The following is an 18,944-nucleotide window of genomic DNA, read 5'->3' on the forward strand; positions in this document are numbered from 1 at the left end:
CATTAAATTAGTGATTTTTTCAAGTTACGCAAATACCGGTAACGAATGATGAAGAAGTAGATCACCTGGGCAATGAAAAAGCTGATCAAGACAACGCCCATTTCCGCTGCAATGGATAAATAATACAGGCTTTGCAAAGCCATAAATGCGAATATGCTATGAACGATCGCGAAACCGACCGGTACAAAAAACAGCAAGGATACTTGTCTGGTGACAATCCGATTAAGCTCCTGCTCGGTCAGACCGACTTTGGCGATCGTCGCATATTGACGGCGGTCGTAATCCAAATCGGCGTAGAGGCGGAAGTATAGAAAGCTTCCTGCCGCGATAAAGAAAACAGTACCCACGAGCAGTGCGGCAAATAACATGGTGCCGAATAAGCTCTTTTGAACAGTATACAACGTTCCGCTAACCGTAATGGCATAAGGCTGGTCCGTGTCATATCTCGTTACGCCATCCCTGGTAAGACGACTAGCCATCCCTTCTGTCAGCCCGAAATTTTCAACATAAAAACCTGTAAAGTGATCAGTTCGGGCCGCGGCAACTTGGTTAAATACTTGATCACTTACGACAAATCCGCCAAAGCTCCCGTCCATATCGGCTAATAAATAATCCGGCATGCCGACATGTTGCGTAAATCCAATCTCTTGGATGACGAGTCCGTTCTCTTTTAGCGTATAGGTCGCTTTTTCACGAGCGCCCATTGCGCTTTTATCCCTGAGCGAGCCTAATAGGACCAGTGCCTCATTGCCGGATAAGGGTCGTTCTTCGAACTTGAAACCTGCCATCAAGCTTGATTTCTTATAGTCCGAGAATGAAATTAGCGGTAAATGCTCCGGTTTAAACCTTGATGTCGAGGACGCAATGTCGGCATATTTAATAGGCATGTCCCCTACTTGATACGCAACTCCTTTTAACTCCAGTTCCGCTTTTATCTCGCCCAGATGTCGTTGTTCGATTGGATTGCCTTCCTTGGCCACGTAACCGATCGCAGCCGGATAATCTGCGGCGAATTCCTTCGACAACGAATTCATTGAAGCGAAAGCGCCAACTGCACAGAACGCAACCGTAGATACGATAGTTACCATGAAAAACATCCGCGCATTGTCCTTAATCCGATATGCAAGACTCGAAATGGTGAGCATATTGGTCTTTCTCCAAAAGAGCAGCCGGTTTTTCTGCAATAATCGTATCATAAAGATGCTGAGCTGTGTGTAAAAGAAATAGGTGCCGATGATTGTCATACCTATAACCGGGAACATGCGAATCATAACCGAAGCCGAGGAGGCGGTAGCCGCTAAATCATAACTTGCGATTAACAATACCGCGGCAGCAAGCGACAAGAACATGGAAGCTTTCGGTTCGGATTTAGGTTTTTGGTCCGCCTGGAACAAATCGATTAACCGGTTTGTCCGAACGAGCACGGATGTACAAAGCGAAATTAACAAAAACAGCAGAACAAATGAACCGATCGTTAAGATTAACGCTTTCCAGGATAAATAAAACGGCAGAGGCGAAATGCCGAGAAAGCTTGAACCGATCATTAAAAAAAGCTTTCCGGTTAATAGCCCTGCGATAATCCCGGCCACAATAGCCCCGACGCCAATCAACATATTCTCCAGGAACACCATCCGGTTTAATTGCCCCGTGGTCATCCCGTGCATGAGGAGAATGCCAAATTCGCGCTTTCGTGTTTTTAAGAACGAACCGACCGAATAGAGGACAAAAAAGAATGAAAAGACGTACATGATGAATTCGGCTGCTAGCATCGCTTGAACGGCGATCGCGAAGATGATGCCCTCCTGAATATGCGGATTGAAAATAAAAAGCGCGCATACGAAGAAAATCATAACAGAAAATGCGCTGCTAAGAAAATAAGCGGCATACGTCCGCTTATTGCGGACGACATTCCTATAAGCGAATTGTCGAAAGGTCATGACGATCCCCTCCCAACAGCGACAGCATGTCGATGATTTTCTGAAAAAAAGCCTGGCGGCTGTTCCCCCGGTAAATTTCGTTATAAAACTTCCCGTCCTTGATGAAAATCACCCGATTGCAATAGCTCGCGGCAACTGCATCATGAGTAACCATGAATACCGTCGCACCTTCCTGTTCATTCATCTTCTCGAACATATCCATGACATCCTTGGAAGCTTTGGAGTCCAGATTTCCGGTCGGCTCATCCGCCAAAATGATAGATGGCTCATGAATCATCGCCCGGGCTATTGCGGTTCGCTGCATTTGTCCGCCGGATATTTCATACGTTCGTTTGTTTAGAAGGTGATCGATGCCGAGCTTCTTCGTGACATTCTGCAGTTTCCGCTCCATCTCTTTAACAGAGACCCCGTCCAGCGTAAGTGGTAAAACGATATTTTCGGCCACGGTTAATGTATCGAGCAAGTTATAATGCTGGAATACGAATCCCAGGTCATGGCGGCGAAACAACGCCTTTTCTTTTTTATTTAGCGTATGGGGATTGATCCCGTTAATCCGGATTTCTCCGGAAGTCGGTTCGTCTATCGTTGCAATGACATTGAGCAAGGTTGTTTTCCCGCTGCCGGACGGACCCATAACCCCGACAAATTCACCTTTTGCAATCGAAAACTGGACTTTATCCAGGGCTTTATAAGACAGTTTACCCTCGTATATTTTGGTTACATGTTCGACATTCAATATGGACATAGGTAAATGCTCCTTGTTCTTCTTGATGTCTAGATTATATAAATGACCGATGCGTCTTAGCTATCGATGCAGATTACATTAGCTTACACTTTTGTAAGGCAGCTTAGAATACGATCCGGACAACCGTTCCCTGACCGACCGTTGATTCCAGTTCAACCTGATGGCCAAGCTTATCGCATATTTGTTTAACGAGATACAGTCCCATTCCGGTCGATTCTTGAAAGTTCCTTCCATTCTCGCCGGTAAAGTAAGGATCGAAGACCCGCGGCAGGTCGCTTGCCGGAATACCGACCCCTTCGTCCTGTATTTCCAAAACAGGTTTAGACGTACGAACGTAACCGCGAAAATAAATCTTCCTGTTGGTGCCCGCCGTATACCGGACGGCATTCGTAATCAGCTGCGTAATGGCAAACGACAGCCACTTTTCATCGGATACCATGCAGATTTCCCCCTCCACTTGAACGAACGGGAAAACGCCGCTGCGAATGAACAGCCTCTTCTGACTGGATGTTACCGAGCGGACAATCGTTTCCATATCAAGCGCTTCTACATAAAAATCGTGTTCAAATGCATCCAGACGTGCAGCGTATAAAACCATTTCCAATCCTTTCCTCAACTTGTCCAGCTCGTCTCCGATCTCGGGGAATGGTTGCGCATCCTGGTCTTGGATCATTAAATGAATAACGGAAACAGGAATTTTCATTTGATGAACCCATTGGTTGATGAATTGAGTGTGGACATTTATTTTGTGTTGGTAATGATGCAGATCGTTTTGATAAAGGCGGTATTGGTTTTTCAGAAGATGCTGTAACGCTTCGGCCAACGGGGCTTGCTGCGATGGACTCGCATATTCCTCCAACGCGACAGGAGGTTGTTTCAAACGGTTATAGAAGGTTCGATTCGTTATGTAGCGAAAAGTGAGGTAGCCGGCAAGCAGGCAACTGCTCAGCAAGGCTGCATATAGGCTTATCATGATGTGACGATAACCATCGAGCCAGTAAATAAGCATAATGACGAACAATTGGCCGAAATAAACAAAAATGAGGGGAAGCTGCTCACGAAAAAAAAGTTTCATGATTCACTCCCCCAATTTGGATAGAGCCGATAGCCTTGCCCGCGAACTGTTTGGAGCGCATCATGAATATCCAGCAGCACTAACTTTTTGCGGACACGGTTCATGTATACGTTCAACGTATTATCATCAACGAATGTTTGATCATCCCAAATTTTCTCCAGCAAACGGTCCCGGCTGACGATTTGCTCCGATTTTCTCATTAATTCATCCAGGATTTTCGCTTCGGTATGACTGAGTTCGATCTTCTGTTCGCTCAGAGAGAGCACGAGACGTCCGACATCGAGCATTAATCCGGCGACTGCGATCGTCCGCTCTTGATGCGAGTTCGCATAGGTGCCATACGCCCGCCGAAGCTGACTATTGATTTTGGCTAACACAATTTCATAATCAAACGGTTTCGTGATGTAATCATCCGCCCCGTTCTCAAGAGCCATCACCTGGTCCATTTTACTGTCACGCGCAGAGATGAAAAGAATCGGACAAGTGGATAGGCTCCGAATTTGCCGGCACCAGTAATACCCGTCGAATTTCGGAAGGTTGACATCCAACAGAACGAGATGCGGAGAGAATTGTTCAAACTCGGATCGTACCGCCTCGAAATTGACGACCGACCGGGTGTCAAAGCCGAATTTATGCAAATGCTCTTCCAACAAGCTGACGAGCCGTTTGTCATCTTCAACAATGAATATTTTAAACACGCAAATTCCCCTTTAGAATCATTCTCGCTTTTTTTGCAGCCATCTCCCTTATGATACTCCTTTACATGCTAGAAGTGTAACTATGAAACAGTGGAGATACGGCGGGATGCTGGATGTTCGCGGGAAATATGAGTTTCGAAACTCCTAACTTATATCGTATGCTGGTCATGAATCACAGCAACCAGATACCACTGTTGATTGTGTTGACCGTAGACGAGACGCAGGCTGGACCAATCCATACCTTCATGCTTCGCATCGAAACCCGGAAAATGATACTCCACCGTCACGTACTTTTCCTTCGGATACACGTCAAACACATTGTTGACTGTGTTGCCTTTGCCGATTGTTTTGTTGTAGCCGATCTGAGGCGCTGCCGAGTAGTCCTGATTGTATACGAACTTGCCGAAGTAGGCCTGGAACGTCAATTCGATCGGCTCGCCCGAACCATCGTAGATGCCCCAAATTCGTTTATCCGCTTCCTTCCAGAGCGGTGCAAGTTCGCTGCCTTTGATGCGGACATCCTTCTTCTCATCAATATGCGAGTATGCCGAGAATTGCACGCCCTTCTCCGGATGCACGAGCTCTGCGAGCTTCTTCATATCCCGCTTTTTCAACGCTTGGACGGTTTCCTGCGTCCTGCTTTCAATCGCTTTCTTCGCGGCAGCCTCGCTGGCTACCGAAACAGGACCCGGCTTCGCGCTTGGGCTAGGCACGGCCGTTGCAGGTGCCGGCTTCGCAGTAGCCGTTGTTGAAGGCGCCGGTGATGCCGTCGATGACGGAGTCGGCGATGCCGTCGATAACGGAGTCGGCGATGCCGTAGGTGCAGTGCCCTGACCTTTTTCATTACCCGCACACCCTGTCAAAGCGGACAGCAGCGCTGCCGCCATCAAAACGTGAATCGTACGTGACATACGTTTTCCCCCTCATATAATCTTTGAGCGCAGCTCAAAGATTCTCCTTTTTATCATCAATTACTTACTTATTCCTTCAGACGTTCCCTGGAACTGAAAGTTACAGCTTTCTACGAAAATAAGCCTCAACCCAACTGAAGGGTCAAAGCCTGATACAATCCGTTATCTACGAAATCAGCCAAAGCCATAAATAAAGTCCCGTTAGCGTCACGAACAAAGTAGGCACGGTCAAAATAAATCCGATTCTAAAATAATACCCCCAAGTAATCCGTACATCCTTACGCGAAAGTACATGCAGCCAGAGTAGTGTCGCTAATGAGCCGATCGGTGTAAGCTTAGGCCCTAAATCTGTACCGACGACATTGGCATAAATCAGCGCCTCCCGGATAACGCCTTCCGTCTGCGTCCCGTGAATCGCGAGCGCGTCAATCATAACTGTAGGCAAATTATTCATCACGGAAGAAAGAATCGCAGCCAAAAAACCCATACCTAACGTCGCTGCGTAGAGTCCATGATCTGCGGCAGCCCCAATAAGCATGCCGAGCAAGTCGGTCAGACCTGCATTTTTGAGCCCATAAACGACCACATACATGCCTATCGAAAAAATAACGATGGTCCATGGCGCTTCTTTTACGATTTTACGCAAGTTCACAGCAGGACTGCGGCGAGCGGCAAGCAAGAAAAAAAGTGTGGCCGCCCCTGTAATCAGGCTGATTGGCACCGCAATAAATTCGCTTGCAAGAAAAGCGAGCAGCATGACCCCCAGGATGACCCATGACAGCCGGAATAAACGCTCATCCTTGATCGCCTCCCGTGGCTGCTTGAGCATCGACACATCGTAATGCAGCGGAATTTGACGGCGGTAACAAATATAGAGAACAAGCATGCTGGCCCCGATTGAAAATAGATTCGGAACGAACATTCGTGACGCATATTCTCCAAAACCGATGCCAAAATAATCGGCCGATACGATGTTCGTCAAGTTGCTGACCGTCAGCGGCAAAGATGCCGTATCTGCGATAAAGCCGCCCGCCATAACGAAAGGCAAGATCATCGTCCGCTCAAAATTCAGCGTGCGCACCATCGCAAGCACGATAGGCGTCAGGATAAGCGCCGCACCGTCGTTTGCGAACAACCCGGACACCCCTGCCCCAAGCAGGATGACATATAAAAACATGCGCACGCCGCTGCCTCGCGCCAACCGCGCCATATGAAGAGCCGCCCACTCGAAAAATCCGATTTCGTCGAGCAAAAGCGAGTTCAGAATAATCGCAACGAAGGTAAGCGTCGCATTCCACACGATATCCGTTACTTCAATGACATTGTGCCAGGTAACGACGCCAAACAGCAGCGCCAGCACCGCTCCGGCGGTAGCCGACCAGCCAATACCGAGCCCCTTCGGCTGCCAGATGACGAGCGTGATGGTTATAACAAACAAGAGACAAGCCAAAAAAATCATGAGAACAAATACCCCCGGCTCCCGAATCAGGATAATCATCTATAAAATGAAACAACCTTACTCATTGTAAAGCATGCGAATCTGTTTGTGGACTAAAATTTAGCGGGCTTGAAGGTCACTACTCAAAGCTAAGTGAATGTGTCTCCCAATGTGAATGGTTCTGATGGTTATACATAAACGAGCTCTATTCGTTTCATAAGAAAAACCTGGCGGAAGCACCACCGCTATTTTCTTTACCGTGCTATGCGTTACGTTCTGGCGCTCCATCCTGCGCACACGGTTTGAATAATGACGATAGTCGTTAATTAGAGTACAATCGGACGCTATTGAATGGCAAAAGGGCCCAAATCAGAGCTACAGCGAACAAAGTTCTCTATTTAAAGAACCTTGTTCGTTACTTAGCGTCATAGGGTCTTTGTCCCTCATTCTCACGTTACTTGCTCGATTTAGCGTCAAGAGCGTCGTTATTAACGATCAGTTGTCCTTGTTCCCCGAAAAAACCAAAAAAACCGATCCTCTCCCGGAGAGAATCGGTCTCTTGCGCGCTGTCCTACAACCGAATGCCAGCGCTGAAATGACTGTAATCGTCGGCCGACGGGTCGAAGGCAGCCTCTTCTTCGCTCGGGATACGATCCGCATCCCGCCATGAATCTGAAGCTGCCGACGCGTAGCTCTCCGGCCAGTCTTCATTCACGGTGTGAGCCGGGATGCGGATCGAATTCTCAAGATCGTAAGCCATGGCATACATGGCAGCCTCCGACTGCTCCTGCGTACGTTCCACCAACCTTCCGCCATGCGCTTGCGCAATTTCCAGCGCGGACGTCACCTCTTGGTCATCCACATGGATATGCAGGGTCGGCTTCGAGTCCTTGAGCAGATCCGGCTTATAACCGAGCTCCTCCAGTGTATCCAAGGCGAGAAGCGCATCCCGTTCCTGCTCAAATTCGAAGAAAATAGGGACAGTATTGTTCATGTTCGGCATCCTTTCCTACATGTATTTAAAAAGTCTGCCATTATCTTCTGCAATAAAGCTCTGCCCTATTCGATAACTTCCTGCACCATTTTCAGCAATTCCTCATGATAACCCGGCACCGCCGCCACCAAATAAGGGACAAACCCGGAACCCTCGCCAAGATACATCACCGGATTTCCTGCGAAATCGGTCACCTTCACGCCGGCCTCCTGCGCTAGCAGCAGTCCAGCATATAAATCTTCGCCTTCGGAGTTGTAAAGCACAATGCCATGGAGATCGCCTCTGGCAAGCATCGCCCAGGTGATGGAGGGTGCCCAAACCCGAAGCACTCTTTTGATCCGATGCTCCAGATGATGTCTCAGCTTCCGCGCTTTCTCATCGTCCTTGCCCACACCGTGGCCTTGGATCCAAGAAATCGTTGATTTGGCTAGCGTACCTTGCGGTTTCGCCTCCAGCTTCACATCCTCCTGCCAAGCGCCAACGCCCCGGACGGCAGCATAATTCAGCTGCATCGCCGAATCGTGAACGACGCCTAGGACGATTTGTCCTCGATGGCTAAGCGATATTGAAACTCCATATAGCGGAATGCCTAGAGCAAAATTATTCGTACCATCCAGCGGATCAACATGCCATACCCAATCGCTGGCTGCCCCGCCTTCACCCGCTTCCTCACTGTAGATGCGATGATTCGGAAAAGCGGTTTGAATGGCATCGACGATCAAGCGGTCGGCTTGCACATCCACTTCCGTGACCAAATCTCCGCGATCGCCTTTCTGCTGAATATCCAGCTTGCCGCTAAAGCTCGCTCGCGCCAATTCGCCCGCCTTCCATGCGGCTCTCACAGCAACCTCTTTGGCTAATAACCGTTCATTATGATCCATTCGTGCTCACTCCTATGTACGAATTGCGATGAAACTGTCCTTTCATCTTAACACAAACAGGCTGCAAAAGTTGTCGCCTGCTTGCTAAGCTTAGGCGTATTGCATTGACAAGCTGCCTCCGGATAAGTGATAATATAGCAAATCAGAAGCGATATGAGCTAGTGGAAAGGGGCATTATGAGCATGGTGAATCAGCATCAGCACAAGATTTTGGATTGCACGATTCGGGACGGCGGTTTGGTGAACGATTGGGATTTTAGCGTGGAGTTTGTCCAAGACATGTATCGCGGTTTAAGTGCAGCCGGCGTTGAATATATGGAAATTGGCTATAAAAACTCGGAAAAGCTGCTGAAAGGCGGAGCCTCAGGCCCTTGGAGATTCCTGAATGAATCGTTCCTTCGCGACGTGATCACGCGCAAAACCGACACGAAGCTTTCCGCGTTAGTGGACATCGGCCGTGTGGACGAGAAAGACATTCTTCCCCGCGAAGACAGCTTGCTCGATTTAATCCGTGTTGCTTGCTACATCAAAGATGTAGACAAAGGCCTTGAGCTTGTCCAAAAGTTCCACGACATGGGCTACGAAACGTCCCTGAACATTATGGCGCTTTCCCATGTGATGGAAAATGAACTGGTTGAAGCTTTCGAAGAAATCAACAAAAGTCCTGTTGACGTCGTCTATATCGTAGATTCTTACGGCAGCATGGATAACAAGGATATCGACTACCTCGTGACGAAGTTCCAACGTCTGCTTCCTGAGAAAGAGCTCGGCCTGCACATGCATAACAACATGCAGCTCGCATTCTCCAATACGATTGCAGGAGCATCCAAAGGCGTAACGTTCCTGGATTCGTCCGTATACGGTATGGGTCGCGCAGCTGGAAACTGCACCACCGAATTGCTGCTCAGCTATTTGAAAGGCACTCGTTACGACGTTCGTCCTGTACTCGAAATTATCGAAAAACACATGATCACCATGCGTCAAAAATGGGATTGGGGCTACCTGATTCCTTACATGATCGTCGGCGCGCTGGATGAGCACCCTCGTACAGCCATGGCCCACCTGAACAGTCCGGAAAGAGACAAGTTCGTAGATTTCTACGACAAGTTGACTTCTGTAGAAACAGCTTCTTCTGCTTCCAAAGCCTAATCCGTTTATATAATAATTCACCCCTTATGGATAGATGCACGGAAACAATCATTTCCGGATCTAGCAATAAGGGGTGTTTTTACATTCAACCTTATTTGATGATTTTGGCGGCAACAATGTAATCCTCGGCCAGTGTCCGGTCAATGAGGAATACGAAATCATCCTCTTTTCGGCTTGCACCCTTTTTACTGGATATTTCAATATATTCCCCGTCAATGAGCTCCGTGCATTCTTCATCTGCGTAGATCAAACCGTCCTGCAGCCTTTGAAGAGCCTCAACCATCAATTCTTTGGAGGACAGTTTCCCTTGCAGCTCGACATAAACTCTACCTAGGGCATCGTGATCCTTCAGCATAATAAGAACCTTATGACTGGCTTTCTTTTTGGAAGCAATACTCATTTGTCATACTCCTTCACCATTCATCTTTCACCCTATTTTATGTCGACGGTGATGATCGTGGAATAGGCGAATGCACGATGCAGGAAAGGAGTTTATGTTTCCTTCTTCATTTCTGCTTTCTTCCTTGCACGAAATCGGCGCACCTTCATCAGATTGCCGCACATTTTATCATCGCAGTACCGTTTGGTTCGATTGCGGGTATCGTCGTAGAACACCCATTTGCAATCCGCATTCTCGCAGATGCGGATGCGCAGCGACTCTCCCTCCAGCAGCGTTTTGGCGAAATCCGCCGCAACCTCCGCCATTACCTGCCGCCAGTCGTTTCCTACCGGGCTCAAGAAGAGCCGCATTGCCTGTTCATCGCCGTCAAGATGTCGTCGGACAAGCCCCGGCGCCATCATCGTATTCAGCCATTCCCGATCCGTTTGGGAGATGCTCCCGCCAGCAGCCAGTTCTGCAGCCAAGCGATGCAAGTGCCTGCGGAAGGTCTGCATCTCATCGATTTCCTGTCCCATAGCGGGAACAGGCGCTTCCAGCTTCCATTTATCCAAAAAGGCGTCCTGCCATGCAGTTAAGACCAGGCGGTTCTCCGACCGACCGCTTCCCCGCCAATCATGCCATTCACTATTAACAAAATCCGTCCATAGAGTATCCATCCCTTCGATCGTAACCACCTAACTAATAATTAACTTGTTACAGACAACTTTCATATGCTATAGTTACATTGTAACGTTCCAAGATCGTTTTTGCTAGTTACCAAACAAAAGGAGTGACTTTGATGAGCCGGATTCAAATCAATCAACTTCTTCTGCAATGGGATCACATCTGGGATAAGGAAGAGTGGACCGTTCCGGTTGCCACTGCGCTTGAAGGCCTTACAGCCAAAGAAGCGGCATGGGTTCCACCGGGTGGCGCTAACACCATTTGGCAAACATTAAACCATATGAACTATTACAACGAACGTTTGCTGTGCCGCTTGACAGGTACCTCCTTCGATAAGCCGGCAAGAAGCACGAACGAGGGTACATTCGGACATCCGGGTGACCCCGAAGATTCGGAAGGTTGGCAAGCCGCTGTCGGGCAAGCAAAATCCATCGCGCAAGATTTGCGCACGACCCTCGCAGCTTTGACCGATAAAGATCTGGAACGCCCTTATGTTTCGTCTACGCTCGGACACGAGCTGCCAATTTGGATTATGCATGATGCGTACCATGCAGGCCAGATCGTTCTGGTGCGCAAGCTGCTCGGCACGTGGCGGACTTAGGCTAGCATGTAGAATACCCAAAAGAACATAAAACACCCCTGCATCCAGACTAGGAGATGGCTCCTTAACGTCTGCGGTTAAGGGGTGTTTTTACTGGATCTTAGGCGGCAAATTTGATTTTCATCAAGAAGCTCGCAGATGTATGTAAATAAGCCGAACCTGAGAAAATAAAGGTAAAACAGGTCCATCAGCTCACCGCTGAAGTGGCACCGGCGCCCGGGAGTGGAAATCGCGATGAGCCGCATTTTATTAATCGAGGACGAGGAACGGATCGCCAGAGTGCTCCAGCTGGAGCTGGAGCATGAGGGGTATCAAGTCTATGTGGAGAGCGACGGTCGAAGTGGCCTGGAGGCAGCTCTCACCGGGACGGATTGGGAGCTTGTGCTGCTGGACATCATGCTGCCCGAAATGAGCGGGCTTGAGGTGCTCCGCCGCATTCGTCAAGTGAACGCAGCGCTGCCGATCATACTACTCACTGCACGAGATGCGGTGCCTGACCGTGTCAGCGGACTGGACCAAGGAGCCAATGATTATGTGACCAAGCCTTTTGCCATTGAAGAACTGCTCGCTCGTATTCGCAGCCTGCTACGTCAAAAGAACTTGCAAGAGCAACCTGCTGAACAGCATGTGATGAAAGCGGACGATCTGACGATGGATCTGAAAAGCCGGGCCGTCACGCGCGAAGGAAAGCCGATCGAATTGACGCCGACCGAGTTCGATTTGCTGCGCTTTCTCATTCAGCATCAAGATGAGGTGATGTCACGCGAGCAAATTATTACGGAAGTATGGGGTTATGACTTCGTAGGAGATACGAATGTGGTCGACGTGTACATCCGCTATTTGCGGCAAAAAGTGGACAAGCCATTCGGAACGAAGCTAATCCAAACGGTTCGCGGCATCGGCTATATGCTCAAATACGAACCTTCTGATCAAGAAGATGAGGAGACGAATCATCAACCCTCTACGAAAGATGAGCAGTCGATACTATGAGTCTGAGGTTGAAAATAACCCTCTGGGTAATCGCCGGCCTCATGCTGATCCTCTTTTTCAGCTTTACGTTTGTTTACTATATGTTTATTCGGGTGACTACGAACGGCGAAGTGGAGCTGCTGAAAGAAAAAGCACGCACACTGCTGCTCAGAGATTTGCCCAATCACCCGGAATATTGGAGAAACCATAGTCAATTGGATGAATTCTTGATTCCGCAGGAAATGCTTCGGTACATAACTCCGGATTCCGAAGTGCTCTATCAAATCTATTCGGATGAAAAGCTGCTCCGCTATTCTCCAGCCTATATAAACAAAGAAACGATTACGACGGAAACGGCAAGAGACGGCATTTTCATTTTCTTGAGAGTGCCTGTATTCGAACAGGGTCATCAGGTGGCTACTTTAGAGATCGGGCGAAGTCTGAAAAAGCTGGGCGAATACTCCAATATCCTCATCTCCATCTTACTTTTGACTTCCGCCGGCACCCTTATCGTTGCCCTCATATGCGGTTATCTCTATACAAACGTCATCTTCCGCCCTCTCCATCAGCTTATCGGCACGATGCAAAATATCGAGAAAAGCGGCTCCTTCCGCCGAATCGAATTGCCAGCCAAGCCGACTAATGATGAGCTGACCATGTTGGGCGCTACTTTCAATCGCATGATTGACCGGCTTGAGGAGACTTTCGAGAAGCAGGAAAAGTTCATTGCCGACGCATCACATGAGCTCCGAACCCCGCTTACCATCATCGAGAGCTATGCCAGCCTCCTTCGCAGATGGGCTTTTCGCGATGATAAACTGCGGGAAGAAGCATTGGAAGCCATCCAATCCGAGACTGCCCAGCTAAAGGTCCTGACGCAGAATTTGCTTGCACTAACCGATACGGAAAGAGAGAATTGCGAGCAAAGCGTAACGTTCGATCTGCTCCGTCTTGCTGAGCAAACCGCAGCTTCTCTGCGGGTTACATCCGGCAGGACGATCGAGGTTCGTGTGTCGCCTGAGATGAAGGAGCTTCACATGTCGGGCAATCCTCCTAAAATTAAGCAACTGCTCATCATCTTGCTGGACAATGCGCTCAAATACAGCAAACACGACGTCATCATCAACATTGAAGACGAAGATCCTAACTTAGTGAAACTGCAGATCATCGACAGGGGTATCGGGATTGCGGAAAAAGATCTCCCTCACCTCTTCGATCGGTTCTATCGTGCGGATAAAGCCAGGAACCGTAAGCTTGGCGGCGTAGGGCTCGGGCTTGCCATCGCCCATAATATCGTCATGAAGCATCAGGGGACAATCGAGCTTCAAAGCCGCGCGGGAGAAGGCACGACAGCCATCATTAAATTACCGAAGACATGTCAATAAAAATATTTTCAGCGCATTTTCAGGATTCTCTCAGAAACTGTTCAGAAACGTGTGCTGGCAAGATGTATAGGCTTTCATGGTACATCATAGGTTATTTTTCATCTGCTATACTTGGTCTCAGGTGAAGCGATCACTCTAAGGAGGAATAACTTTATGAATAACCAACAGAAGTGGTACAAGAAAATGGTCGTAGCAGCTTTGGCTGTATCTATAGGACTCTCTGCGGGAATGGTCGGCATCCCGCATTCCGCCGAGGCGGCGGTGTCCTCATCCTCACGTACAAATCAAGTCATTTCAATTGGGAAAAATTATTTGGGCGTCCCTTATCAATTCGGTGCGCAAAAAGGGCAAACACGAACGTTTGACTGCTCCTCATTCACACAACACGTATTCAAGCAGATCGGCGTCAGCCTGCCGCGGAGTTCGAAACAGCAATCCCATGTCGGCAGTTTTGTATCCAGAAGTGACCTGCATACGGGCGATCTCGTATTTTTCTCCGTTCCGGGCAAGCCAGGCGTTATTAACCATGTAGCGATCTATATGGGGGACGGCAACCTTCTGCACACCTACGGTGAAGGCGGAGTCAGAATTACGAGCATCCACAGCGGAACATGGTCATCACGTTATATAGCGGCTCGCCGTGTATTATAAAACCATAAGATAACCCTTTATCGAGGTCTTTTGAAGAAGAGCGACCGCGTTCCGGCGCTCCTTATCAGGTCAGCCTTTTATGCCGTCCGTTCGTACGATATAAAATAGATGTTGCTTTATCGTATTTTGGGTACATCGTACCCTCTTTAGTGTCGCTTTCAATCCACTTCTGAGTTGTTACTGGCATAATATATCATAGTCTGCATTTCTTTAACCCACATATATTAGCAACGAGGCATCGATTAAATCAAGATGCTCCCAATTCAGGTGATTCAACAGTTAACCACTAGCACCCGCTGGTGGTTTTTTCATGCCAAAATAAAAAGCCACTCTTTTACAAGAATAGCTTTGGATCAACATCATTTTTTATCTGAGCTGACTGATGAAGGCACCACTATAGGTAAATCCGGATAATCTGGCATGGGTATCTCAGGAGGCTCTACTGGATTAATTCTTGGAAAATCATACATAGTTCGATCAAAAGCAGAAAACATTTCTTTATGACGCATTTTAAATAAAAACTCATCCTCTATTGCGGTTACTCCATCATACTGATGTGGCAAAAAGTTAAATATCCTTAGTTCTTCAATAATTTGAGAAAGATGTTTATTCGGACAAGAAAGCCTGAAATAAAACAACCAAACAACCTCATATCCAGATAAATGAGACATGAAAATCTTTAAGTAGTTTAATTGATCTGCTTTATTTTCAAGTGAATGTATACTTCTCAGCACGCTATGCATACTCCCCATATATGGCTCCAATGCAGTGCGATGCATTTTAAAAAGCGGTTGTATAGATTCTTTTATGATATCGTATTCACGCTCTAATTCGGTCTTCTGCGTATCGATTACACTACTGAGTTGTTTTTCATTATTCAAAAAGTTCGCCCTAGACTTCATGAAAATGTGCATAAATAGATCATGAGCAATATTGCTGCTAAATGAATCTTTGGCATCTTTTGCCATTCCAAAGAAAATATTCAGTAAATTAAAAAATGTCGTCTCGAACTTTTGTTGTTTTACTAATTTCCCTTGTTCCTTAGCGAGATCTCTCGATTCCTTAAGATCCTCCAGAGTGGTTTTATGTTCTTCTCTGGATTGATAAACGTCGACTCTTTGATAATTCAAAGACACAAGCAAAATCACAAAAGTAGCAAGATTTAAAAGTGGTGCAGCAGATCCGCCAATCCAATCTCCTATGGTTCCGAGCTCGTAGACTTCTAAAAATATTTGTTGCAAATAAGGTGATATATACCCCGCTCTATATAGGTTATTAATAACTAAAATAAGAACTGGGATAAGTAAACCGATCGCCACGCTAGTAAAAGCCAATCCGGTTAATATTCTGTTCCTTTTTGCAATAACTCTAATGTATCTCTTCATTGTGGCATTCATAGTATTTTACATCTCTCCCAAATTCCAATATAAATTCAATAGTATTTTATTATTCGGTACGTTGTAAAACCCTTTTTTTAAAATTGTGAAAAAGGTTATGTTATCCCCCATCATCAAACGAACAGAATGCCACTTTCTAGCCATTTTCAGGTGTAGAACACACATTCGGTAGCAAAGGAATTTCAACATCACCTTCATCACTTTTTGATACTATAAAGTTTATAATGTTTTTATCATATAAGCCATTAACTACTTTCGTAACATCCGGATCATACTTGTCCTGTCATAATTGCGATTTGATATGTACTTTTCTCCCCATATCTCTCGATAAAACTGACAAACTTGAGGCTTTTCCTGCAGGTGGAGCCTGAAGTTTATCATCACTTACAAAGGGATCAATTTCGTTAATTCTCGCCCTAAAAAATGATTCTCCTTTATTTATCTTAAGGACATTTGTTGCCATGGATTTTAGATACCCATATATTGTTATAATCCATAGAAATGAGAGGGGCTGGATAGCATTGCAGGATAAGAAAAAGTTTGATGCAGACTGGGATCTTGTTAATAAATTGGATAAAATGGCGATCGACTACTTAAAAGATGGTTTTAGTCCAAAAGAAACACAAGGGTTAATTCTTAATTCTGAGTTATTTAAAGAATGGAAATCAACTGAAAGATGCTTTGATGTGCATTATCATGACATATTGCGTTTTGAAGATTTATCGTCAAGTTTAGAATTTGATAATTATGTAAACATGCTAAAGAGTATAGCTTTCCGAAAGATGGAGGATAAGGCGAACTCATTTGAAATTGAGTCGAATACAATTTATAACGGGCCGACCGTACATGATACTAATTCAGGTAGAGTATATGACAGGCTCTTTTATCAGATAGGCATTAGTATTTCACCATTTGAATTAGGAATCGAAATGGGTAAATTTTGTAAGTCAATGAACTTTAGCGAACCAATTGGTTTGTTGGAATTTTTGGCATTGTTTACAAACAACGCAAGTGGACTTTTAAACCTTGGATTAGAAAAATTACAAGAACTTTCGGATAAACAATTTATTATTGAGGAATTCAAAAATAAATATATATTAAAATATAAAAAGTAAATTTTGCTGTGGAAAATATCCGGCGAGCCTTATCAGGTCAGCCTTTTATACCGTCCGATCGTTCGATATAAAATAGACGTTGCTTTCTCGTGTTTGGGGTACATCGTACCCCTCTTTGATGTTGCTTTCAAGCTCATTCCCTCTACAAAATTGAAGCAAAGAACAGCGAACTCAAACACAGGCACGGGTATGATATAGCCACATCCTCGGGTCTATTAGGCATGGAGCTCCAAGGAGCTATGGGTATATTCACAGTTAATCTAAAACGAATATTGAAGCTTTTGAAGTAAAAAGTGAATCAAATAAACCTGTTTGGATTGCAAAAAGACGACTCTCACTCCTGAAAATGGGGGCAAGGGTCATCTTTTTATTCGTTTCTCTTAACTGCTCCGAAAAACTACAAGTTCTTCAGTGGCCTCGGATCACCAATGAATGATGTTTAGAAAAGCCAACCTTGGCGACTCCGGATGATCATTCACTGATCAGCCTGTATTCCGTACTATAAGGGTCTTCTTGACATCTACTGCCGATCATTGATCATTTCTAAGTTCAGTAGCACCCAAAATAGCCGTTACAGGTTATTCTCTCAGGCTGCGGCTATTTGTCAGTAAGCAAACGCGGCTCAATTCCCCCTAGAAGCGAATAAATGCCTCCACGTAGTTCTCTTTGAGACCTCGCTTGCGGACTTTGATCTCCAGGACTCGCTGCTTGCAGCTTACCCTGGCTGTTCGCGGCAGCACAAGGGACGGCAGCTTCACAATACGATTTTTACCGCTTAGGAAGCCTGTCAGCTTGATTTGATTCGATTTGACAAACACTTGCATCGCTCTAGGATCTTCTTCCTTAGCCAGCTTCAATTTGATGATGACATGTTCATGCGTCTCAAAAGTCTCTACCCCAGCTCCCGCTTGAGATGAAACACTGGCGTCCATGCCCGGCATCGCCTTTTTCAGCATGTCCTGTACATATCCTTCAACCCACGACATATTATCTAGAAAGGTCTGCCCTTTTTCACCAAAAGGCAGCTTTTGCCCCAAGAACTTCTCGATCTGTTCCCACTTTAGCCAAGGATGGCGATTAAACCCGCTCAAGCTCATCACCTCATTTTCCCTAACAGTATATGTGCGTACGTCCGGATCGTGACACCAGCCCGAAAAACAGGGCACCACTGGGCGAATATCCTCATATACTGGAAAAGTGAGAAGCCTGATGTAAGGGAGAGCGACTATGCCATCTATCGTAGGAAATGTCAAAATCATCAGCGTGGGGTCGAGCTCCGTCGTCCATTTCGGCGATTCCGTCATCATCTCTCCAAACAGTTCGTCCAAAACATTTGCGGGCGCAGGCTCATTCAACACCGGGGACTTCCCCCGTATTTATAATGCTTACAGTACAACGGTAACGAATGATTCGGACTTGATCGAAAATAATGCGAGCGGGGGCATCATCTAAGTTGAACAGTTGATAAGATCAAGCACGAGTAAGGAGGTGTTCATCCAGGATGATCACCTCATCGATATTAACAAGAGTGAGGTGTTCATCCAGGATGATCACCTCATCGATATCAACAAGAGTGAGGTGTTCATCCCGGATGATCACCTCATCGATATTAACAAGAGTGAGGTGTTCATCCCGGATGATCACCTCATCGATATCAACAAGAGTGAGGTGTTCATCCTGGATGATCACCTCATCGATATCAACAAGAGTGAGGTGTTCATCCTTAATGAATTGGACCATCCATCAGACCATCATGATCCAACATTTGAAGGTGGACTCTGTGTCGAACTCTTCCGTTCTGCAAATTGGAAGCGCAGGGTCGATCCGTTCTTTGTCTAATCTCTATAACACAGGCGGATTCGTGGAACCTGCGGCTGAGCTTGGGACCGCTCCGACGAGTCCGCTGTCGCTTGTTCCGCTTCCTTCACCGACCTGA

21 protein-coding genes are annotated in these 18,944 nt (G+C 46.5%); 8 read left to right on the forward strand and 13 right to left on the reverse strand.

Annotated features, from left to right (window positions below; translation table 11 throughout):
• Nucleotides 1-2: 2 nt before the first annotated feature.
• The 8 genes from ICC18_RS19920 to ICC18_RS19955 form a co-directional block, all read right to left on the reverse strand.
• Nucleotides 3-1,937 (reverse strand): FtsX-like permease family protein, encoded by a 1,935-nt coding sequence (locus ICC18_RS19920; protein ID WP_188176197.1) that lies wholly within the window; start codon nt 1,935-1,937, stop codon nt 3-5.
• Complete coding sequence (locus ICC18_RS19925) at nt 1,912-2,682, reverse strand: ABC transporter ATP-binding protein (protein ID WP_188176198.1); 771 nt, start codon at nt 2,680-2,682, stop codon at nt 1,912-1,914. The genes ICC18_RS19920 and ICC18_RS19925 overlap by 26 nt, the downstream gene beginning before the upstream one ends.
• A gap of 103 nt (nt 2,683-2,785) precedes the next feature.
• Nucleotides 2,786-3,757, reverse strand: coding sequence for a HAMP domain-containing histidine kinase (locus ICC18_RS19930; protein ID WP_188176199.1), 972 nt, complete (start codon nt 3,755-3,757; stop codon nt 2,786-2,788).
• Nucleotides 3,754-4,455 carry a response regulator transcription factor gene (locus ICC18_RS19935; RefSeq protein ID WP_188176200.1) on the reverse strand — a complete coding sequence of 234 codons (702 nt, stop codon included), beginning with the start codon at nt 4,453-4,455 and terminating at the stop codon, nt 3,754-3,756. Before ICC18_RS19935 ends, ICC18_RS19930 begins: the two co-directional genes overlap by 4 nt.
• Before the next feature lie 149 nt (nt 4,456-4,604).
• A complete protein-coding gene (locus tag ICC18_RS19940; protein WP_188176201.1) occupies nt 4,605-5,366 on the reverse strand; it encodes a hypothetical protein in 762 nt (253 codons plus the stop codon).
• A gap of 166 nt (nt 5,367-5,532) precedes the next feature.
• Nucleotides 5,533-6,825 carry an arsenic transporter gene (locus tag ICC18_RS19945; RefSeq protein WP_223192711.1) on the reverse strand — a complete coding sequence of 431 codons (1,293 nt, stop codon included), beginning with the start codon at nt 6,823-6,825 and terminating at the stop codon, nt 5,533-5,535.
• Between the two features lie 550 nt (nt 6,826-7,375).
• The gene (locus ICC18_RS19950) at nt 7,376-7,798 is read right to left on the reverse strand and encodes a hypothetical protein (RefSeq protein WP_188176202.1); all 423 of its coding nucleotides are present in this window, start codon (nt 7,796-7,798) and stop codon (nt 7,376-7,378) included.
• A gap of 65 nt (nt 7,799-7,863) precedes the next feature.
• The gene (locus tag ICC18_RS19955) at nt 7,864-8,679 is read right to left on the reverse strand and encodes an inositol monophosphatase family protein (RefSeq protein ID WP_188176203.1); all 816 of its coding nucleotides are present in this window, start codon (nt 8,677-8,679) and stop codon (nt 7,864-7,866) included.
• A 182-nt stretch (nt 8,680-8,861) separates the two neighbouring features.
• Between ICC18_RS19955 and ICC18_RS19960 the strand changes: the two genes are divergently transcribed.
• Nucleotides 8,862-9,827, forward strand: coding sequence for an aldolase catalytic domain-containing protein (locus ICC18_RS19960; RefSeq protein WP_188176204.1), 966 nt, complete (start codon nt 8,862-8,864; stop codon nt 9,825-9,827).
• A 91-nt stretch (nt 9,828-9,918) separates the two neighbouring features.
• Here ICC18_RS19960 and ICC18_RS19965 read toward each other — a convergent pair whose 3' ends face one another.
• Both ICC18_RS19965 and ICC18_RS19970 read right to left on the reverse strand, forming a co-directional pair.
• On the reverse strand, nt 9,919-10,227 hold the full coding sequence (locus ICC18_RS19965) for a hypothetical protein (protein ID WP_188176205.1): 309 nt from the start codon (nt 10,225-10,227) through the stop codon (nt 9,919-9,921).
• Nucleotides 10,228-10,319: 92 nt separating this feature from the next.
• Nucleotides 10,320-10,883 carry a CGNR zinc finger domain-containing protein gene (locus ICC18_RS19970; protein WP_188176206.1) on the reverse strand — a complete coding sequence of 188 codons (564 nt, stop codon included), beginning with the start codon at nt 10,881-10,883 and terminating at the stop codon, nt 10,320-10,322.
• 122 nt (nt 10,884-11,005) lie between these two features.
• On the opposite strand from ICC18_RS19970, the gene ICC18_RS19975 reads away from it, so the two are divergent.
• The 4 genes from ICC18_RS19975 to ICC18_RS19990 all read left to right on the forward strand — a co-directional run bounded on the left by ICC18_RS19975 (nt 11,006) and on the right by ICC18_RS19990 (nt 14,496).
• Nucleotides 11,006-11,491, forward strand: a complete 486-nt coding sequence (locus ICC18_RS19975; RefSeq protein WP_188176207.1) for a DinB family protein — start codon at nt 11,006-11,008, stop codon at nt 11,489-11,491.
• A 234-nt stretch (nt 11,492-11,725) separates the two neighbouring features.
• Nucleotides 11,726-12,481, forward strand: coding sequence for a response regulator transcription factor (locus tag ICC18_RS19980; RefSeq protein ID WP_188176208.1), 756 nt, complete (start codon nt 11,726-11,728; stop codon nt 12,479-12,481).
• Entirely contained in the window at nt 12,478-13,845 is a 1,368-nt protein-coding gene (locus ICC18_RS19985) for a sensor histidine kinase (RefSeq protein WP_188176209.1), read from the forward strand. Before ICC18_RS19980 ends, ICC18_RS19985 begins: the two co-directional genes overlap by 4 nt.
• Nucleotides 13,846-13,998: 153 nt before the next feature.
• Nucleotides 13,999-14,496 (forward strand): C40 family peptidase, encoded by a 498-nt coding sequence (locus ICC18_RS19990; RefSeq protein WP_188176210.1) that lies wholly within the window; start codon nt 13,999-14,001, stop codon nt 14,494-14,496.
• A 359-nt stretch (nt 14,497-14,855) separates the two neighbouring features.
• On the opposite strand, the gene ICC18_RS19995 is transcribed toward ICC18_RS19990, so the two are convergent.
• Nucleotides 14,856-15,893, reverse strand: coding sequence for a putative phage abortive infection protein (locus ICC18_RS19995; RefSeq protein ID WP_188176211.1), 1,038 nt, complete (start codon nt 15,891-15,893; stop codon nt 14,856-14,858).
• A 521-nt stretch (nt 15,894-16,414) separates the two neighbouring features.
• Here ICC18_RS19995 and ICC18_RS20000 point away from each other — a divergent pair.
• Nucleotides 16,415-17,008, forward strand: a complete 594-nt coding sequence (locus ICC18_RS20000; RefSeq protein WP_223192712.1) for a hypothetical protein — start codon at nt 16,415-16,417, stop codon at nt 17,006-17,008.
• A 632-nt stretch (nt 17,009-17,640) separates the two neighbouring features.
• On the opposite strand, the gene ICC18_RS20010 is transcribed toward ICC18_RS20000, so the two are convergent.
• On the reverse strand, nt 17,641-18,099 hold the full coding sequence (locus ICC18_RS20010; RefSeq protein ID WP_188176213.1) for a hypothetical protein: 459 nt from the start codon (nt 18,097-18,099) through the stop codon (nt 17,641-17,643).
• 136 nt (nt 18,100-18,235) lie between these two features.
• Between ICC18_RS20010 and ICC18_RS20015 the strand changes: the two genes are divergently transcribed.
• Nucleotides 18,236-18,460 (forward strand): spore germination protein, encoded by a 225-nt coding sequence (locus ICC18_RS20015; RefSeq protein WP_188176214.1) that lies wholly within the window; start codon nt 18,236-18,238, stop codon nt 18,458-18,460.
• A gap of 18 nt (nt 18,461-18,478) precedes the next feature.
• On the opposite strand, the gene ICC18_RS20020 is transcribed toward ICC18_RS20015, so the two are convergent.
• Nucleotides 18,479-18,748: a hypothetical protein gene (locus tag ICC18_RS20020; protein WP_188176215.1), complete on the reverse strand. Its 270-nt coding sequence runs from the start codon at nt 18,746-18,748 to the stop codon at nt 18,479-18,481.
• Here ICC18_RS20020 and ICC18_RS20025 point away from each other — a divergent pair.
• On the forward strand, nt 18,735-18,944 hold the full coding sequence (locus tag ICC18_RS20025) for a spore germination protein GerPB (RefSeq protein WP_188176216.1): 210 nt from the start codon (nt 18,735-18,737) through the stop codon (nt 18,942-18,944). The two genes, ICC18_RS20020 and ICC18_RS20025, sit on opposite strands and share 14 nt — an antisense overlap.

The sequence above is a fragment of the Paenibacillus sedimenti genome (assembly GCF_014534655.1).
Lineage (GTDB): Bacteria > Bacillota > Bacilli > Paenibacillales > NBRC-103111 > Paenibacillus_E > Paenibacillus_E sedimenti.